17 protein-coding genes are annotated in these 17,059 nt (G+C 72.7%); 9 read left to right on the top strand and 8 right to left on the bottom strand.

Features of this window, described 5'->3' with window-relative positions:
• Positions 1-122: 122 nt before the first annotated feature.
• From RMN98_RS00865 to RMN98_RS00880, 4 genes are read left to right on the top strand one after another with little or no spacing between them, the layout of a single operon-like run.
• Positions 123-1,763: an ABC-F family ATP-binding cassette domain-containing protein gene (locus RMN98_RS00865; protein WP_309646911.1), complete on the top strand. Its 1,641-nt coding sequence runs from the start codon at positions 123-125 to the stop codon at positions 1,761-1,763.
• A gap of 46 nt (positions 1,764-1,809) precedes the next feature.
• Entirely contained in the window at positions 1,810-2,247 is a 438-nt protein-coding gene (locus tag RMN98_RS00870) for an SRPBCC family protein (protein ID WP_309646912.1), read from the top strand.
• Positions 2,244-3,836, top strand: a complete 1,593-nt coding sequence (locus RMN98_RS00875; protein WP_309646913.1) for an NAD(P)/FAD-dependent oxidoreductase — start codon at positions 2,244-2,246, stop codon at positions 3,834-3,836. The genes RMN98_RS00870 and RMN98_RS00875 overlap by 4 nt, the downstream gene beginning before the upstream one ends.
• 53 nt (positions 3,837-3,889) lie before the next feature.
• Positions 3,890-4,057 carry a hypothetical protein gene (locus RMN98_RS00880; RefSeq protein ID WP_309646914.1) on the top strand — a complete coding sequence of 56 codons (168 nt, stop codon included), beginning with the start codon at positions 3,890-3,892 and terminating at the stop codon, positions 4,055-4,057.
• 15 nt (positions 4,058-4,072) lie between these two features.
• Here RMN98_RS00880 and RMN98_RS00885 read toward each other — a convergent pair whose 3' ends face one another.
• Complete coding sequence (locus RMN98_RS00885) at positions 4,073-4,573, bottom strand: hemerythrin domain-containing protein (RefSeq protein ID WP_309646915.1); 501 nt, start codon at positions 4,571-4,573, stop codon at positions 4,073-4,075.
• A gap of 105 nt (positions 4,574-4,678) precedes the next feature.
• Between RMN98_RS00885 and RMN98_RS00890 the strand changes: the two genes are divergently transcribed.
• On the top strand, positions 4,679-5,626 hold the full coding sequence (locus RMN98_RS00890; protein ID WP_309646916.1) for an iron-containing redox enzyme family protein: 948 nt from the start codon (positions 4,679-4,681) through the stop codon (positions 5,624-5,626).
• Positions 5,623-5,832, top strand: coding sequence for a CDGSH iron-sulfur domain-containing protein (locus tag RMN98_RS00895; protein ID WP_309646917.1), 210 nt, complete (start codon positions 5,623-5,625; stop codon positions 5,830-5,832). Before RMN98_RS00890 ends, RMN98_RS00895 begins: the two co-directional genes overlap by 4 nt.
• 10 nt (positions 5,833-5,842) lie before the next feature.
• Here RMN98_RS00895 and RMN98_RS00900 read toward each other — a convergent pair whose 3' ends face one another.
• Genes RMN98_RS00900 through RMN98_RS00910 form a run of 3 tightly spaced genes read right to left on the bottom strand, consistent with a single transcriptional unit; the run spans position 5,843 to position 9,432 of the window.
• Positions 5,843-7,216, bottom strand: a complete 1,374-nt coding sequence (locus tag RMN98_RS00900; protein ID WP_309646918.1) for a methyltransferase domain-containing protein — start codon at positions 7,214-7,216, stop codon at positions 5,843-5,845.
• A gap of 40 nt (positions 7,217-7,256) precedes the next feature.
• On the bottom strand, positions 7,257-8,720 hold the full coding sequence (locus RMN98_RS00905) for a hypothetical protein (RefSeq protein ID WP_309646919.1): 1,464 nt from the start codon (positions 8,718-8,720) through the stop codon (positions 7,257-7,259).
• Positions 8,721-8,751: 31 nt separating this feature from the next.
• Positions 8,752-9,432 (bottom strand): helix-turn-helix domain-containing protein, encoded by a 681-nt coding sequence (locus tag RMN98_RS00910; protein WP_309646920.1) that lies wholly within the window; start codon positions 9,430-9,432, stop codon positions 8,752-8,754.
• A 61-nt stretch (positions 9,433-9,493) separates the two neighbouring features.
• On the opposite strand from RMN98_RS00910, the gene RMN98_RS00915 reads away from it, so the two are divergent.
• Positions 9,494-10,840, top strand: coding sequence for a cytochrome P450 (locus RMN98_RS00915; RefSeq protein ID WP_309646921.1), 1,347 nt, complete (start codon positions 9,494-9,496; stop codon positions 10,838-10,840).
• Between the two features lie 128 nt (positions 10,841-10,968).
• On the opposite strand, the gene RMN98_RS00920 is transcribed toward RMN98_RS00915, so the two are convergent.
• On the bottom strand, positions 10,969-12,147 hold the full coding sequence (locus RMN98_RS00920) for a hypothetical protein (protein ID WP_309646922.1): 1,179 nt from the start codon (positions 12,145-12,147) through the stop codon (positions 10,969-10,971).
• Complete coding sequence (locus tag RMN98_RS00925) at positions 12,144-13,247, bottom strand: SPFH domain-containing protein (RefSeq protein ID WP_309646923.1); 1,104 nt, start codon at positions 13,245-13,247, stop codon at positions 12,144-12,146. Before RMN98_RS00925 ends, RMN98_RS00920 begins: the two co-directional genes overlap by 4 nt.
• 103 nt (positions 13,248-13,350) lie before the next feature.
• Between RMN98_RS00925 and RMN98_RS00930 the strand changes: the two genes are divergently transcribed.
• Positions 13,351-14,421 carry an NADH:flavin oxidoreductase gene (locus RMN98_RS00930; protein WP_309646924.1) on the top strand — a complete coding sequence of 357 codons (1,071 nt, stop codon included), beginning with the start codon at positions 13,351-13,353 and terminating at the stop codon, positions 14,419-14,421.
• Positions 14,422-14,428: 7 nt separating this feature from the next.
• Here the strand turns inward: RMN98_RS00930 and RMN98_RS00935 are convergent, their stop codons facing one another.
• A complete protein-coding gene (locus RMN98_RS00935; protein WP_309646925.1) occupies positions 14,429-14,719 on the bottom strand; it encodes a hypothetical protein in 291 nt (96 codons plus the stop codon).
• Between the two features lie 148 nt (positions 14,720-14,867).
• On the opposite strand from RMN98_RS00935, the gene RMN98_RS00940 reads away from it, so the two are divergent.
• Positions 14,868-15,485 (top strand): response regulator transcription factor, encoded by a 618-nt coding sequence (locus RMN98_RS00940; protein ID WP_309646926.1) that lies wholly within the window; start codon positions 14,868-14,870, stop codon positions 15,483-15,485.
• Between the two features lie 10 nt (positions 15,486-15,495).
• Here RMN98_RS00940 and RMN98_RS00945 read toward each other — a convergent pair whose 3' ends face one another.
• Positions 15,496-16,992, bottom strand: coding sequence for an FAD-dependent oxidoreductase (locus RMN98_RS00945; RefSeq protein WP_309646927.1), 1,497 nt, complete (start codon positions 16,990-16,992; stop codon positions 15,496-15,498).
• Positions 16,993-17,059: the final 67 nt, after the last annotated feature.

Here is a 17,059-nt window from a genome sequence, read left to right on the forward strand (position 1 = left end):
GGCGCAATGTTGCACAGCGACGGCCCAGGACCGCTGCAACATTGCGCCGACTCGGCGTGCGCGCAGCAACACTGCGCCGACTCGGCGGGCTGGGGGATGACGACGCCCCCTACGATCGTCGGGTGAGTGCCACCCTGGTCGCCAAGGGCCTGTCCGGGGGACACGCCCACCGCACGCTCTTCGAGGGCCTCGACCTGACGGTCGCCCCGGGCGACGTCGTCGGGGTGGTCGGCGCCAACGGGGCCGGCAAGACCACGCTGCTGCGACTCCTCGCCTCCCACGACGTCCCGTTGGCCGGGACGGTCTCGACCGCGCCGTCCGACGCCTTCGTCGGCTGGCTCCCGCAGGAGCACGAGCGGGTGCCCGGTGAGACCGTCGGCGCCTACCTGGCCCGTCGTACGGGCGCGGCGGAGGCGGAGGCGGCCATGGAGGCGACCGCGGCAGCGCTCGGCTCGGAGGCACCCGGCGCCGACGACGCCTACGCCGTGGCGCTGGACCACTGGCTGGCCAGCGGTGCACCCGACCTGGCGGACCGGATCCCTGCCGTGCTCGGCGACCTGCGGCTCGACGTCGGCGCCGACGCGCTGATGACCTCGCTCTCCGGCGGGCAGGCCGCCCGCGTCGGGCTGGCCGCGCTGCTGCTGAGCCGCTTCGACGTGGTGCTGCTCGACGAGCCGACCAACGACCTCGACCTCGACGGGCTGGAGCGGCTGGAGTCGCTCGTGACCGGGATGCGCAGCGGGATCGTGCTGGTCTCGCACGACCGTGAGTTCCTCGCCCGCTGCGTCACCCGGGTCGTCGAGCTCGACCTCGCGCAGCAGCAGGTGCGGGTCTACGACGGCGGCTACGACGCGTTCCTCGAGGAGCGCGCCGTCGTACGCCGTCATGCCCGCGAGGCCTACGAGCAGTTCGCCGACACCAAGGCCGACCTCGTCTCACGCGCCAGGACGCAGCGCGAGTGGAGCTCGCAGGGCGTGCGCAACGCGATGAAGAAGAGCCCCGACAACGACAAGATCCGCCGGCGTGCGCAGAGCGAGTCGTCGGAGAAGCAGGCCCAGAAGGTGCGCCAGATGGAGTCGCGGATCGCGCGTCTCGACGAGGTCGAGGAGCCGCGCAAGGAGTGGGAGCTGCGCTTCGCGATCGCGGCCGCGCCGCGCTCGAGCACCGTCGTCGCCACGCTCGACCAGGTGACGCTGGCGCGCGGTGGCTTCGACTTCGGGCCGGTGTCGGTCCAGGTGAACGCCGGGGACCGGATCGGTATCACCGGTCCCAACGGCGCCGGCAAGACCACGCTGCTGCGGCTGCTGCTCGGGCAGCTCGCCCCGGCCACCGGACGCGCCTCGCAGGGCGCGTCGCTGGCGATCGGCGAGATCGACCAGGCCCGCGGCGTGCTCGCCGAGGACCGCACCCTCGGGGACGCCTTCGAGGCCGCCGTGCCCGACCAGTCACCCGCGGAGCTGCGCACGCTGCTCGCGAAGTTCGGCCTGAAGGCCGACCAGGTGGGCAACCTCGTCGGGCGCCTCTCCCCCGGCGAGCGCACCCGCGCCGCGATGGCGCTGCTGCAGGCCCGCGCCGTCAACGTGCTGGTGCTCGACGAGCCCACCAACCACCTCGACCTGCCCGCGATCGAGCAGCTCGAGCAGGCGCTCGACGCCTACACCGGCGCGCTGCTGCTGGTCTCCCACGACCGCCGGCTGCTCGACAACGTGCACCTCGACCAGCGCTGGCAGGTCGAGGACGGACAGGTGACCGTCCTGGTGTGACGGCGCTCGCCTCTTGCGAGCCGACCCCGAGGGGTACCTCCGTGGGATGAGCAGGAACTCCCGCACCGTCAGCGTCCCCCCTCAGCAGGTCTGGGACGTCCTCGCCGATGGCTGGCTGTACCCGCTGTGGGTGGTGGGTGCCTCGCGGATGCGCGACGTCGACGACGCCTGGCCGGCGCCCGGGTCCCGGCTGCACCACTCTGTCGGCGCCTGGCCCGCGCTCCTCGACGACACGACCGAGGTGCTCGAGCGTCGCGAGCCGGCCTTCCTGAAGCTGCGCGCCCGTGCCTGGCCCGGGGGCGCGGCCGAGGTGGCCCTGCACCTGACCCCCACCGCGGACGGTGGCACCGAGATCGTCATCGAGGAGGACGCCGTGTCCGGGCCCGGGGCCCTCGTGCCCTCGCTGCTACGCCAGCCGCCGCTTACCTGGCGCAACGTCGAGACCCTGCGTCGCCTCGCGCTCATCGTCGAGCGGCGCAGGTGACCCACCACGACGCCGTCGTGGTGGGGAGCGGTCCCAACGGCCTCGTGGCCGCCAACCACCTGCTCGACGCCGGGTGGTCCGTCCTCGTGCTCGAGGCCCAGCCCGAGATCGGGGGCGCGGTCCGCAGCGCCCGCGACGTCCACCCCGACTTCGTCCACGACACCTTCAGCTCGTTCTACCCGCTCGGCGCCGCGAGCCCGGCGCTGCAGTCCCTCGACCTGGAGAGCCACGGCCTGCGCTGGTCCCACGCCCCGGCGGTCCTCGGCCATCCCCTCGCCGACGGGGAGTGGGCGCTGCTGCACCGCGACCGCGAGGTCACCGCCCACCTGATGGAGCTGCAGCACCCCGGGGACGGGGACGCCTGGCTCGCGCTCTGCCAGCAGTGGGACCGGATCGGCGACCAGGTCGTCCAGAGCCTGCTCGCGCCGTTCCCGCCCGTGCGCGCCGGGCTGGGGGCGCTGAGGCGGCTCCGCTCCGTGGGCGGCCTGGCCTTCGTCCAGGAGATGCTGACCCCGGTCGCGGACGTCGCCCGGCTGCGCTTCGGCGGCGAGGCGCCGCGGGTGCTGCTGGCCGGCAACGCCGGCCACGCGGACATCCCCCTCACCTCACCCGGCTCCGGGCTCATGGGCGTGCTGATGAGCATGCTCGGCCAGACCGTCGGATTCCCCGTGCCCGAGGGTGGCGCCGGGATGCTGACCCAGGCGCTCGCCCGGCGCATCACCTCCCTCGGCGGTGAGATCCTTTGCGACCGTGAGGTGACCCGGATCGAGGTCGACGGCTCCCGCGCCGTCGCCGTGCGGACCGGGGACGGCGAGCGCTTCGGCGTACGCCGGGCGGTCATCGCCGACGTGTCGGCCACCGCGCTCTTCGGTCGCCTGCTCGCCCCTGACGACGTGCCCACCCGCGTCGCGAGGGGCATGCGGTCCTTCCAGCTGGACCCCGGCACCGTCAAGGTGGACTGGGCACTCTCGGGCGAGGTGCCCTGGGGCCGGGCGCCGTCGTACGCCCCGGGCACGGTGCACCTCGGCGGGTCCGTCGAGCAGATGTCGCTGGCCTTCCACCAGGTCAGCTCGCAGACGGTGCCCGCGGCGCCCTTCCTCCTCTCCGGTCAGATGACGACCAGCGACCCGACCCGCTCGCCCAGCGGCACCGAGTCGTTCTGGGCCTACAGCCACGTGCCCCAGCAGGTGCGGACGGACGCCGGCGACGGCACGATCACCGGCCGTTGGGACACGGCCGAGTGCGAGCGCTACGCCGACCGGATGCAGCAGCAGCTCGAGGAGCTGGCACCCGGCTTCGGCGACCGGGTGCTCGAGCGAAGGGTCCTCGGCCCCCACGAGCTGGAGGCCCGCGACGCCAACCTGGTGGGCGGTGCGCTGGGGGGCGGGACGGCGCAGCTGCACCAGCAGCTCGTGCTCCGCCCGGTGCCGGGCCTGGGGCGCGCCGAGACCGGCGTGGGCGGTCTCTACCTCGGCTCCGCGTCGGCCCATCCGGGCGGCGGGGTGCACGGGGCTCCGGGCAGGAACGCCGCTCGGGCGGCCCTCCTGCACCACCGGGTGCGCTGGCCGCGCGACCGCCGCCGGGCCTGATCCTCCCCCGCGGAGGTGGTGCGGCCGCGGCACGGACCTGCCAGGCTCGTGGCATGACCTCCTCCTCGGACGAGACCACGCCCGCCGCACTCCCCGACACCGGGTCCGACCCCAGCCTGGACGACGGCGAGTCGAGCGACTGGACCGGTGAGGGGGGCGCCGCGACCGAGGGCCCCGCCACCGACCCGGAGGACGACCCGGAGCACCCCGGCCACGGCTGACGCCGGACGCCGACCTCAGGCCAGGACTGCGTCGATCGTCTTCTTCAGCGCACCCGGCTGCGACGGCTTGCGAGGAGCCTTCTTCCTCGCCTCCTCCATCGCCGCACCGATCTCCTGAAGTGCCTTGCGCCCCAGACCCTCACGCACCTGGGGGAACCACTCCTGCTCCTCCTCCTCCATGTGGTGCCGGACGTTCTCGATCAGCACGGTGGTCTTGGGGGCGAAGCGCTCGTGCTCGGGCTTCATGCCCACCAGCTCCATCACCAGCAGGTCGGCGACGTGGTGCTCCTCGTAGGACTCCAGGACGTCGTCCTCGAGCTCGGGCAGGAGCTCACGCACCCGGGGATACATGACCTCGTTCTCGAGGTAGGTGTGCACGGTGAGCAACTCGATCATCCGGTCGACGAGCTTGCCCTTCTCCACGTAGGCCTTGTCACCGGTCTTCTCGAACGCGGTGAAGACCTTGCGGATCTCCTGGTGGTCCTTCTTCAGCAGCACGATGGCGTCGGTCGACATGTCTCTCCTCGGGTGGGTTGACCCGTCCGGTACCCGCGACCACGCCCCTCAGCCCCACCCGAGGGGAGGTGTCGCAACCCTCGGAGGCCACGAAACGATGGGACCGTGACTCCTCTTCCCCGACCTCGCGGTCCGCGCAGCGCCTCCGTGATCGCGGCCCTGATCAGCACCCCCGACGACGGCCCTCGTGACTTCGCCGCCGCAGACGGGGCGGAGGACGACGCGCTGACCCTGTGGGTGCTCCACGAGCTGCACTACCGCGGCTTCGCGGGGGTCGACGGACGGTGGGAGTGGCAGACCTCCACCATCGGCCTGCGCACCGAGCTCGAGCGCGCCCTCGAGGACCGGCTGCGCGACCGACGTCCCGAGCCCGTGGTCACCGGCGACCTCGCCGTGGACCTGCTCCGCGTCGTGGCCGACGACGACGGTCCCTCGCTGGCGCGCCACGTCCAGCGTCGGGCCACCCGCGAGCAGACCCTGCAGCTCCTGCGGCAGCGCTCGCTCTACCACCTCAAGGAGGCCGACCCGACGAGCTGGGTGATCCCGCGGCTGTCCGGCGGCCCCAAGGCGGCCCTGCTGGAGATCCAGTTCGACGAGTACGGCAACGGCGACCCCCGACGGCTCCACCACCGGCTCTTCCAGGCCGGCATCGAGGCGTCGGGCCTGCTGCCCGGCTATGCGGCGTACGTCGACGAGGCGGTCCTGGAGGTGCTCGAGCAGAACAACGCGCTCAGCATGTTCGGCCTCCAACGACGGCTGCGGGGCGCCGCCCTCGGCCACCTCGCCGCCTTCGAGGGCACCAGCTCCCTGCCCTCGCGCCAGCTGGCCCAGGGCCTGCGTCGCCTGGACTTCCCCGAGGAGATGGCCGGCTACTACGACGAGCACGTCGAGGCCGACGCGGTCCACGAGCAGCTCGCCCTGCGCGACATCTGCGTCGCCCTGGTCACCGCCGAGCCCGACCTCTACGACGACGTGCTGCTCGGCGCGTGGGCGTGCCTGGACCTCGAGGCACGCACCGCCGACGCGCTGCTCACGCTGTGGGACGCGGCATGACCGACGCCCGGTCGGGCCAGCCCGAGGAGCACGCCGACGTCGTGCTGTGCCCGGACGGGCCGATGCTGCTGCGCGGCAAGGCCGTCGTGCAGGACGAGGACGGCGTGCGTCACCGCACCACCCGGCCGGTGTCTGCCGTGTGCCGGTGCGGCCGCAGCGCCTTGGCGCCCTGGTGCGACGGCACGCACAAGCTGCTGCGCGGCTGACGCCGCCCGGTCAGTCGCGCACCAGCCGCAGGACGACCCCGCGCGCACCGGTGCGACGCCCGGCGTCGTGCCAGCCGTCACCCGCACGCGAGACGACCTCGTCCATCTGGGCCTCGGTGCCGAGCTGGAGCAGGAGGCTGCCACCCGGGGCCAGGTGCCGCCCCGCCACGGCCATGCACTCCATGGCCACCTCGAGCCCGTCGTCCCCGCCGTCGATCGCGAGCAACGGGTCCTCCGGGAAGCGGCCCACCTCGGCGCTGGTGACCCACGGTGGGTCGGCGACCACGATCGCGAAGGTCTCCTCGTCGCGCAGCACCGCACCCATCGCACCTTCGCGCACATCGGTCCGATCACCGACCCCGGCGGCCGCGGCGTTGCGGCGGGCGAAGGTGCAGGCGACGGGGTCGAGGTCCACCGCGACCAGCTCGCGGCCCGAGGCCACCGCAGCGACCAGGCCGATGTGGCCGGCACCGGTGCACAGCTCCAGGATCACGCCCGACGGTGCGTCTGCGTCTGCCAGGAGCTCGCCCGCCCACTGCCCCTGCATCGCGGTCCAGGGTCGCGGCTCGAGCACCCGCGCGTCGTAGGCGATGGCGAGGCCGTCGATCTCGATCGAGCGCACCTCCTGCACGCGTCGGCAGACGAGCAGGTGGCCCTCCACGAAGCCGTCACCGATCAGTGCAGCCATCTGCCGGTGCTGGCGGTCGGCGACCTGCCAGGCCTCCTCGTCACCGTGCTCGCGCTCGACGACCTCCTCGACCCGGGCCGCACGGTCCTCCCAGTCCTGGGGCGTGTCGAAGTCGTCGAGACGTGCCCGGCGCTCCACCGCGAGACCGGCATCGGCCAGCAGCGTCTCGATCTCGGGCAGCCCCACGAAGTAGTTGCCCTCCGGCTCCTCAGGCAGCTCGTCGACCTCGGCGACGAAGACCAGCAGGCCCACCGTGGACCCGACCGGCACGACGCGCGCGAGCTCACGCACGTGGGTCGCCTTGTCCGACACGGTGCAGAGCACCCCGATCGACCAGGCGTGGTCGAACGACGCGTCGGCGAAGGGCAGCGACGCCCCGTCCGCGACCGACACCGGCCGACCGAACATCCGCTGCGCAGCGGCGCAGGCGTCCGGCATCGGCTCGGCGAGCATCGGGGTCGCGCCGAGGCGCCGAGCCACGACCTCCGCCGGACCACCGGTGCCCGCGCCGACGTCCAGCAGCGTCGCGTGCCGTCGTACGCCCATGGTGCGGGCGAGCCACTCCAGGCCCGCAGGGCTGCCGCTGCCCCGGCAGGCCGCCGGGAGGGCGTGGTCCTCGCCGAGCTCGGCGACGGCATCGGCCACCCAGTGGGCCATCGTGTCGAACTCGGCATCCATCGCGGTGTCTGTGCTCACCGGGACAGGTACCCCTCGGGGGCACCTGGCAGTCAGTGCCTCAGCGCCGCAGCAGGCGACCGATCCCGCCGCGGAGGCCGACGACGTAGAAGCCGGAGTTGCCGTCGGAGTACCAGACCTGGCGACGCTCCACGTCCCACGCCGGCTGGGACATGGCGAAGGCGCCGAGCGCGGTCGGGTTGAGCGTCTTGCTGCCGAGCAGGATCGGGCGGTTGAAGTAACCGATCTCGCGCGGCTTCTCGAGGTTGCTGATGTCGAAGAGCCGCAGGCCGGAGGCGATCATCGAGCAGGCGACGATCTTGGGGTCGGTGGGGTAGGGCACCGAGCAGTAGTGCCCGGCGTAGCCCTGCACCGGGATGGCCGCGCCGGGGTCGAGGAGCTGGCTCTGACGGTTGGCCGGCTGGTGGACGGCGAGCCGCAGGTCGGAGACGACCGTGGGGCGACGCGGGTCGGCGATGTCGATGATCCGCGCGGCACCGACGGCCTGGTCGCCGGAGAAGTTCTGGTACTCGTCGACCTCGAGGAGGTAGGGCCGGCCGTTGCGCGTGAACGGCTCGGCGACCTGCGGCAGCGAGATGGAGCCCCAGGTGAGGTCGGAGACGACACGGACCTTCGGGTCGCGGCGACGGTCCTGGATGGCGCTGACGTCGAGCACGCGCAGCCCCACGGTCTCGACCGGTCCCTGCTGGGTGCCGAGGTTGGCGACGTACATGGTCCGGCCGTCCTGGGAGAAGCGCAGGCCGTGGTAGTTGACCTGCGACTGCTCGAAGATCGTGCGGGGCTCGCGGGGCTTGGTGATGTCCACGGCCGTGAGGTTCTGTCCGGCAGCGCCGGCGACCCAGAAGGTGCGACCGTCCGGGGAGAAGCCGCTCTCGTGGCCGAACGCGGCCTTGCGCGACGACGACAGCAGGCGAGGCTTGCGGCAGTCGGTGCGGACGTCGTAGAGGTCGACGACGCCGACATTGGTCGCCGGGTTGCCGAGCACGGCCGCGAGGATCCCGCGGCGCTGGTTGACGAGCAGCGACTCGTGGGGGCTGAGCATCGCCGGGCTCGTGAGCTGGGCGGTCTTGCGGGGCCTCGTGGGGTTGGTCATGTCGAGCACGACGACCCCGAGGCCCTGGGTGGCGTTGAAGAGGACGTCGCGCGGGAAGAGCAGCGTGGAGTCGTAGAAGGCGCAGACCCGGCCGGTCCTGTCGCGGTAGCGCAGGACCTTGAAGCCCCCGGAGCCGCCCTGCTGGGCGACCTGGACGGTGTTGCACTGGTAGCCGCGGCGGTAGCGACCGCTGGTGTAGTCGCTCAGCGGGACCCGGCCCTGCCGTCCGGTCTCGAGCCGGTCGTCGGGTCCCTGGCACCGGGCCTGGGGCGTGGCCGACGGCAGGCGCGGCGCCTCGGCCGAGGCCTGCACCCAGGCGAGGCCGGCGGCCGAGAGGGTGACCACGACGAGCGCGGCGAGGAGCCGTCGTACGGCGGGAGTCGGCGTGGTGGCGCGGTCGGTCGGGGGCATCGTTGCTCCAGGGTCGGCGGGGGTCAGGTCGTCATGGTGCATCAGGACAGGCGTCTCTCGGAGCGCTTCCGACGACGAGGGCCAGGACGCGGCCCATCAGGTCGTCGGGGACGTCCTCGGGAGCCACCATGCGCTCCATCGCCAGGCCGTTGGACAACGCCATCAGCAAGGTCGCGAGCTCGGAGGCGGGCATCGGCAGGGTCTCGCCGGCCCGGGTGGCCTGCTCCTCCATGGCCGCCGCGACCGCCGCGTGCAGCGCGGCACGCCTGTCGCGGAAGGCGCCGTCGACGTCGTCGGAGCGCACCGCGCGCTGCCAGAGCTCGAAGAAGAGCAGGTGCCAGTCGCGCTGCTCGTGGCCGGCGGCGGTCAGGCGGTCACCGAGGACCTGCGCACGCACGGCCAGGGTGTCGTCGAGGGCGTCGACCGCCTCGAGGCCGAGGTCGAGGTAGGCCGAGGTGCGGTCCTCGGCCAGCGCCGCCACCAGCCCCTCCTTGCTGCCGAAGTTGGAGTAGACCGCCCCCTTGGTGAAGCCGGCGGCGTTCGCCACGTCGTCGAGGCTCGAGCCCTCGATGCCCTGCCGGGCGAAGACCCGGGCTGCGGCGTCGAGCAGGGCCCGTCGTACGTCGTCGCGCGCGGGACGCCGGCGTCGGTCCTGGCGTCGGTCCTGGTGCCGGTCCTGGTGCCGGTCTTGGTCTGGACGGGAGGTTGACACGGCCCGCACGATACCCGAACGTATCGGATACTGTTGAGTATCGACTGAGCGGAGAGCTCCCATGCTGATCGGCACCCCGCACCGCCCCCTCCCCCGCCCGACGGACCGGCTGCGACCGCTGCTGCGGTGGGGGCTCAACCACGCGCTGCCCAAGCGCGTGATCGGCGGCGCCGCACGGCAGGGCGACCTGCACGCCCAGCTGATCGTCGCGACCAGCACGAGCAGCGACGTGCCCCTCGACATCTTCGAGCGGATCCGTGCGGAGGGGCCGCTCCAACGCTCGAAGTTCGCGTTCGTGACCGCTCACCTGCCGGTGGTCCGCGAGATCCTGGGCAGCCCCGACGTGCGGGCCGGCGTCGAGATCGGCAGCGGGGCAGGGCCGTTGGGCTGGCTGGGCGCCTGGGCGGCGCAGACCACACCGATCGGTCCGCTGACCCCGCCCTCCCTCCTCGTCACCGAGGCGCCCGACCACACCCGCATGCGCAAGCTCGTGACGCGGGTCTTCACCGTCAAGGCGGTCCAGGGGCTGCGCGAGCGCACCGAGCAGATCGCCGACGACCTGCTGGACGCCTTGGCCGACAGCCCCGCCGACAGCCCCGTCGACCTGGTCTCGACCTACTGCGCGCTGCTGCCCGTCACCGTCATCGCGGAGATCCTCGGGGTGCCCGAGGCCGATCGCGGCAAGGTGCTCGAGTTCGGCACGGGCGCTGCGCCGAGCCTCGACCTCGGGCTGACCTGGCGACAGTTCCGCGACGTGGAGGGCGCCCTCTCGCGCTTCGAGGCCTGGCTCACCGACCACATCGAGCTCAAGCGCCGGGAGCCGGGCGACGACCTGCTGAGCAAGCTCGTCGCCGCCCGCGACGACGACGGGCTCGCCCTCACCGACGCCGAGCTCAAGGCCACCGCGGGACTCGTGCTCGCAGCGGGCTTCGAGACCACGGTCAACCTGCTCGGCAATGGCATCGCCCTGCTGCACGACCACCCCGAGCAGCTGGCGCTGCTGCGCCGCGAGCCCGAGCGCTGGTCGACCGCCGTCGACGAGGTGCTGCGCCTCGACCCGCCGGTGCTCCTGACCGGACGCACCGTCGTGCGCGACACCGAGATCGCCGGGGTCCCCGTGCCGCGAGGGGCTGTCGTCACCGCGCTCCTCGCCGGCGCCAACCTCGACCCCGACGTCTTCGAGGACCCGCTCACCTTTGACGTCAGCCGGGCCAACGCCGCCGAGCACGTGTCCTTCTCGGGCGGCCGCCACTTCTGCCTCGGCGCCGCCCTCGCTCGCATGGAGGGCGAGGTCGGCCTGCGGCGGCTCTTCGACCGCTACCCCGACCTGCGGCTCGAGCCCGGCGCCGAGCGCCGCGAGACCCGGATCCTGCGCGGCTTCGCGACGCTCCCGGCGACGCTGGGCTGACCCTGCTCGTGGACTGACCATGCTCGCTGGTCGAGCCCGAGGAGCGACGAGGCGTCGAGACCGCAGCCACCTCACCGGGTCTCGACGCACTCGGGCCTGGCGGCCCTCGCGACCACCGACAGCCACGCCTAGGGCGACGAGCTCCCGTCACCGATCACGGCGAGCACGAGGAGCACCGCCGCGATGACGGCGAGGACCGCCAGCACCGTGGACACGATCTTGATGACCGACCACGGCCGGTCGCCGGTGACCTCGCCGGTGTTGGCGTTGACCATGACCTGCCACTGCTTGCCGGCGTGGACGTAGGTCGCGAGCCACAGCGGCAGCAGCACGAGCTTGAACATCACCCGGGCGTACTGGACGTTGACCTGGTGCACGCGCTGCTCGTCGCCGCCGATGTCGCGGCGTACGTCGCCCTCGATGACGTCGCGCATCTCTTTGCGGGCGATGGTCGAGCCGTCCTGGGGGTCGACGTCGTAGCGCAGGGCGGAGTAGCCGGAGAGGTATTCCGGCTGGTAGGCCACCGCGGTCTCGAGCTTCCACGGCCCCATCTCGTCGAGGCGCTTGGCGGGCAGGCGCTGGGAGGCGGGGACGGTGACGTCGTCGAAGGCGCGGGAGACGTGGCCGGAGGCGGGGTGCCAGCGGGTGTGCCGCTCCTGGTAGGTCTCGGTGCGGGTGCCGCCCTTGCCGTCGGAGACCTGGCGGGTCTTGGTGACGTAGTAGTGCTCGCCGCGCTCCCCCTGGTAGGCCGACGCGGTGTTGGCGTCGAAGGTCCAGTGCGGGACGTAGGTGCCCTTGAGGGACTCGGTGGAGCCGACCTTCTTCAGCGCGTTGGGGGCGAACCAGCGCGAGCCGATCCACTCCTGGAAGGCCTTCTGCGCGCCCTTGCGCGGGACACCGAACGGCACCACGGCCTCCGGGGCGACGACGCCCGCGGGAGCGGTGAGCGCGATCAGGTGGCCGCTGCAGAACTGGCAGGTCTCGGCCAGGTCGGTCGACTCGATCTCGGCCGCGCAGCCCTGGCACTTGAGCACCTGGCCACCGATCGTGGCGACCTTGACGTGGGCGTGCTCGGCCATCCAGTCATCGAAGGAGTGCTCGTCGACTTCTCCGTCGTCTCCGGCCTCGATCGCGTGCTCCGCCCCGCACGCGCCGCACTTGAGCGCGGTCGTGCCGGGCGCGTAGGTCACCTGCGAGCCGCACGTGGGGCACGAGGCGAACATCGCCCTCGGCTTGTCGGGGGCAGGAGGTACGTCGGCAGCGCCGGGCCCGCCCTGGGGCGGGAGCGGCGGCGGGGTGGCCGTCATGCCTGCGGGGGCAGCGGGGGCGGGGTCGCACCGAAGAGCGAGGCCAGCTCGGGCACCTCGCCCGCGGGCTTCCACGCCGACATCGACTCGGTCCACACCAGCGTCTCGCGGCTCAGCTTCTCCGCGGCGACCTGCGCCGGCAGCGCCGAGAGCGCGAAGGGGCCGGCCTGCGCGCCGTTGACCGCGACGTACCACTGCGCGGCGGCGCCGGGCAGCGGCGGCGGACCCGCCGGGGCGGCCTGCTGGGAGCTGGCCATGGCGCCGGCGGCGGCCTGGCCGAGGCCCATGCCGACGATCATGCCCGTGCCCTGACCGGCGGCGCCGGGGTTGTTGGCGGCGTCCTCGAGGGCGTTGGCGGCCTGGAACTTGGTGTACTGGTCGAGGTTGCCCAGGATGCCCATCTGGCTGCGCTTGTCGAGCGCCTCCTCGACCTCGGGCGGCATCGAGATGTTCTCGATGACGAAGCGGGGCAGCGTGATGCCGAACTCGACGAGGCTCTCGCTGAGGGAGCCGACGAGCTGCTGGGAGATCGCCTGCTGGTTGGCGGCGAGGTCGAGCATCGGGACGTTGGCGGTCGCGAGCGCCGAGGTCACCTGGGACACGATCGTCTGGCGGAGGAACTCCGAGACCTCGTCGGTGCGGAAGTCGGGGTCGGTCCCGACGAGCTGGCGCAGCAGCACGCTCGCGTCGGTCACCCGCAACGAGTAGGTGCCGAAGGCACGCAGCCGGACCATGCCGAACTCCGCGTCGCGGACGGTGAAGGGGTTCTGCGTGCCCCACTTCATGTCGGTGTACTGCCGCGTCCCGACGAAGTAGACCTCGGCCTTGAACGGCGAGTTGAAGCCGTACTTCCAGCCCTTGAGGGTGCTCAGGATCGGGAGGTTCTGGGTGGTGAGCTCGAAGGTGCCGGGCGTGAAGACGTCGGCGATCTGGCCCTCGTTGACGAACACCGCGGTCTGGCCCTCGCGGACCACCAGCTGGGCGCCGTTCTTGATCTCGTTGCCCTGGCGGGGGAAGCGCCAGACCAGGGTGTCGCGACTGTCGTCGAGGAACTCGACGATGTCGATGAACTGGCCGCGCACCTTGTCCATGAAGCCCATCTGGTGGTTCTCCTTCGTCGACGGCCTCGATGGCCGTGGGATCGGCCACCACTGTCCCAGGTCACCGGCAGGCGGTGAAGGCTTTTGTGGCAGTGTCGTCGAGGTGACCTCGCTGTCTGACCCCCTCGACCTGCCTCACGGCCCCGCCTGGACCAACCGCTTCGCCCTCGCGCCGCTCACCAACACCCAGAGCCACGCCGACGGCACGCTCTCCGACGACGAGCACGACTGGCTCGTGGCACGCGGCCGTGGCGGCTTCGGGCTGGTCATGACGTGTGCTGCGTACGTCGACCCCGCGGGGCAGGCGTGGCAGGGCCAGCTCGGCATCGCCTCCGACGTGCACCTGCCCGGGCTGACCCGGCTGGCCGACTCGTTGCGCGCGACCGGCGCGCGCTCCGCCGTGCAGCTGCACCACGGGGGGCGCCGCGCCGACTCCGCCCTCACGGGGCAGCCGCTCCAGGCGCCCTGGGACGACCCCAAGACCGGTGCGGTCGCGCTCACCACCGCTGGCGTCGAGGCCATGGTCGAGACCTTCGTGGCGGCCGCCGTCCGCGCGGAGCAGGCCGGCTTCGACGGGGCGCAGGTGCACGGCGCCCACGGCTACCTCGTCGGCCAGTTCCTCGACCCGCGCCACGAGCGCACCGACCGCTACGGCGGCAGCCTGGCCAACCGGCTGCGCCCGACCATGGAGGTGCTCGACGGCATCCGCTCGGCCACCGGCCCGGACTTCCAGGTCGGGCTGCGGCTCTCGCCGGAGGGCTTCGGCGTCACCGTCGACGAGGGCGTCGAGACGACCCGGCAGGTGCTGGCCAGCGGATTGCTCGACCACCTCGACCTGTCGCTGTGGGACGTCCGGATGCGCCCGCGGAACGAGGACGGCGAGCGACTGCTGATGGACCACTTCACCGACCTGCCGCGCCACGGCACCCGCCTCGGCGTCGCCGGGCTCGTGCAGTCGGCCGCCGACGCCACCTGGTGCCTGGAGCAGGGCGCCGACATCGTCACCGTCGGCACCGGCGCGATCCTGCACCACGACTTCGCCGCGCTGGCCACGGCCGATCCCGGCTTCCGTGTGCGCGAGCGGCCCGTGCCGCGAGAGGTGCTGCGCGACGAGAGCGTCGGCGCCGCGTTCATCGACTACCTCGCCGACGGCTGGGACGGCCTGGTGGCCTGAGCCGTCGTCACCGACGCAGCGACGACTCGGCAGCGGCGAGGACCCGATCGACCTCGCTGCCGCACCGACGCAGGACGTTCACCCTGAGACCGCGCCGCTCGGCCTCGCGCTGCTGGGCGACGATCGCGGCGGCCACCTCGGTGTCCAGCTCGGTGGTCGCCGAGAGGTCGACCTTGAGCGTCCCGCCCCGGCAGGGGAGCGACCTCAGCGCCTCGGCCACCGCCGCTCCGTCCTCGCCGCGGCAGGCACCCTCGATGCGCACCCGTCGGCTCGAGTCCTCGTAGGAGATGGAGACCACGTGTCGTCCTCCCAACGCTCGTGGGACCTCGTTGTCCTCACGTGCACGCTACGCCGCGTGGACCCCCAGGTCTCCCGCCCATCGGGGGGAGGCAGGTCACGGTCGAGAGCACTTGCACCACGCGTCCGCGGTGACCAGAATTCCGGTCGTGGACCACAAGCTCCGCCTCGCCATCGTCTCGGAGGACGAGGTCATCGTGCGCGGCCTGGTCTCGGTGGTGGCTGACCTGGCGGAGACCGTCGAGGTGCAGGAGGCGCCGGGACCGGGGCCCGCTGACGCCCCCGTCGACGTGGTCCTCTACGACGTCATGAAGCTGCACCACGGCGCAGGCGAGGACCTCGTGCGGTGGGTCAAGGAGACCGACGCCGCCGTGGTCGCCGCTGCGCGCGAGCTCCGCCCCGACCTCGCCGACCAGGCGCTCGCCATGGGCGTCGACGGGGTCATCGCATTGTCCGCGAGCACCGAGGAGATCCGGCAGGTCATCCAGGTCGCGGCCTTCGGTGACCTGATGGGCGACGGCACCTCCGCGTCGGTCGACTACACCCTCAACCCCGATCGCGACGACGACCGGGCCGTCCTCTCAGCCCGCGAGACCGACGTCCTCGCCCTGGTGGCGACCGGCATCTCCAACGAAGAGATCGCGCGGCGCCTCTTCCTCAGCATCAACACCGTCAAGACCTACGTCCGCACGGCCTACCGCAAGATCGGCGTCAGCAGCCGCTCGCAGGCCGTCGGATGGGCTCTCCAGAACGGTTTTCACCCCTGACGGGTGGGGCTCACTCCCGGCGAACGGCGCGGAGCCCACACGTGGCGGGACCCTCCAGCACCCCACCGTCCTCCGCGAAGCGCGAGCCGTGCAGCGGACAGTCCCAGCTCGTCTCGGCGTCGTTCCACCGCACGACGCCACCGAGGTGCGTGCAGACCCCGGACACCCGTCGTACGACGCCGTCGACGGTCGACTCCGCACCCGGACCGCCCAGGTGGTCGTAGGCGACCCGGCCCTCGCCCTCCGCGGGGGTGGACGCACGCGCCAGCAGTGGCCGCAGCCAGCCGGCGGTCATCTCCAGCCCCACCTCGCCGTTGGCCAGCGCGAGCGTCGGGAGCCCGCGCAGCTCGGCCGGGCGCTCGGTGGAGAAGACGTCGGCCCAGTCGCACTCTCCGCCGAGGATCCGCGCGGACAGGACCATGGCGGCGGCGACGCCGTTGGTCATGCCCCACTTGGCGTAGCCGCCGCAGACCAGCAGGTGGTCGGCGCCGGGGAGGACCGGACCGGCGTAGGGCAGGGAGTGAGCGGGCACGTAGTCCTGCGCGGACCACGCGTGGGTCTCGTCCCCGGCCTCCGGGAAGTGTCGCCGGGTCCACTCGCGCAGCTCCTCGAGGCGGGCCAGAGGAGAGCTCGCGCGCCCGGTCGGGTGTCCGTTGCCGCCGACGAGCAGGAGCGCGGAGGTGTCGTCCCGGGCGTCGCGCAGGGAGCGTGAGGGGGCGTCGGCCGCGAGGTACATCTCGTCGACGAGCGGCGAGCTGGTGCGGAAGGCCAGGCCGTAGGAGCGCTGGGCCTTCATCCGGGCGAAGAAGCCGCCACGGTCGAGGATCGGCATGTTGGTCGCGATCACGACGTGCCGCCCCTGGCAGGTGCCGACCGCGGTGGTCACCGTCGTCGGGCTGCTGCCGCTCACCCGCTCGACCCGCGCCCCCTCGGCGATCTCGCCACCCTGGGTCCGCAGCTGCCGGGCCAGGGCGTCGAGCAGCGCCACGGGGTCCACCTGGAGCTGGCCGGGGAGGCTGACGGCCCCGGCGTTGTCGAACGGGAGGTCAGCCCGGTCCAGCCAGGTCGTCGGGAGACCGGCCTCGATCCCGAGCTCCAGCTCACGCCGGACGGCACGCAGGCCGGAGGCGCCGTTGGCGTAGGTCACCGCACTGCGCTCCTGGGTGTCGACACCGTGCTCCTGGCAGAAGTCGCGCACCCAGGTCTGGGCGGCCTCGTTGGCCGAGACGTAGCGACGAAGCGTCCCGAGGGGGTGCTTGCGCGCGATCTCGGAGAAGCGGGTCCCCTGCAGCACGCTCACCTTGGCCGTGCTGCGTCCCGTCGTCCCGTGCCCGACGCGCCCCGCCTCCAGGACCAGGACGCTCTTGCCGGCCCGTGCGAGCAGGAGGGCCGTCGTCAGTCCGGACAGCCCGGCACCGACCACCACGACGTCGTAGGTCCCACCCACCTCCGTCCTGGTCAGGGCATCGCGGGGGTTGAGGTCCTGCCAGAGGGAGGTGAGTGCCATGGCCGCCGGTACCCACTCACCGCCGGACAACGGTGCGGACGTCCGGCCCTCGGTCACTAGGCTGGTG

It is taken from the genome of Nocardioides sp. (genome assembly GCF_031397825.1).
In the GTDB taxonomy this organism is placed as follows: Bacteria; Actinomycetota; Actinomycetes; order Propionibacteriales; family Nocardioidaceae; genus Nocardioides.

Bases quoted from the DNA above. Each gene is read 5' to 3' on its own strand.
- RMN98_RS00870 (WP_309646912.1), top strand. From the start codon at position 1,810: ATGAGCAGGAACTCCCGCACCGTCAGCGTCCCCCCTCAGCAGGTCTGG.
- RMN98_RS00880 (WP_309646914.1), top strand. From the start codon at position 3,890: ATGACCTCCTCCTCGGACGAGACCACGCCCGCCGCACTCCCCGACACC.
- RMN98_RS00885 (WP_309646915.1), bottom strand. From the start codon at position 4,573: ATGTCGACCGACGCCATCGTGCTGCTGAAGAAGGACCACCAGGAGATC.
- RMN98_RS00895 (WP_309646917.1), top strand. From the start codon at position 5,623: ATGACCGACGCCCGGTCGGGCCAGCCCGAGGAGCACGCCGACGTCGTG.
- RMN98_RS00905 (WP_309646919.1), bottom strand. From the start codon at position 8,720: ATGCCCCCGACCGACCGCGCCACCACGCCGACTCCCGCCGTACGACGG.
- RMN98_RS00915 (WP_309646921.1), top strand. From the start codon at position 9,494: ATGCTGATCGGCACCCCGCACCGCCCCCTCCCCCGCCCGACGGACCGG.
- RMN98_RS00920 (WP_309646922.1), bottom strand. From the start codon at position 12,147: ATGACGGCCACCCCGCCGCCGCTCCCGCCCCAGGGCGGGCCCGGCGCT.
- RMN98_RS00925 (WP_309646923.1), bottom strand. From the start codon at position 13,247: ATGGGCTTCATGGACAAGGTGCGCGGCCAGTTCATCGACATCGTCGAG.
- RMN98_RS00945 (WP_309646927.1), bottom strand. From the start codon at position 16,992: ATGGCACTCACCTCCCTCTGGCAGGACCTCAACCCCCGCGATGCCCTG.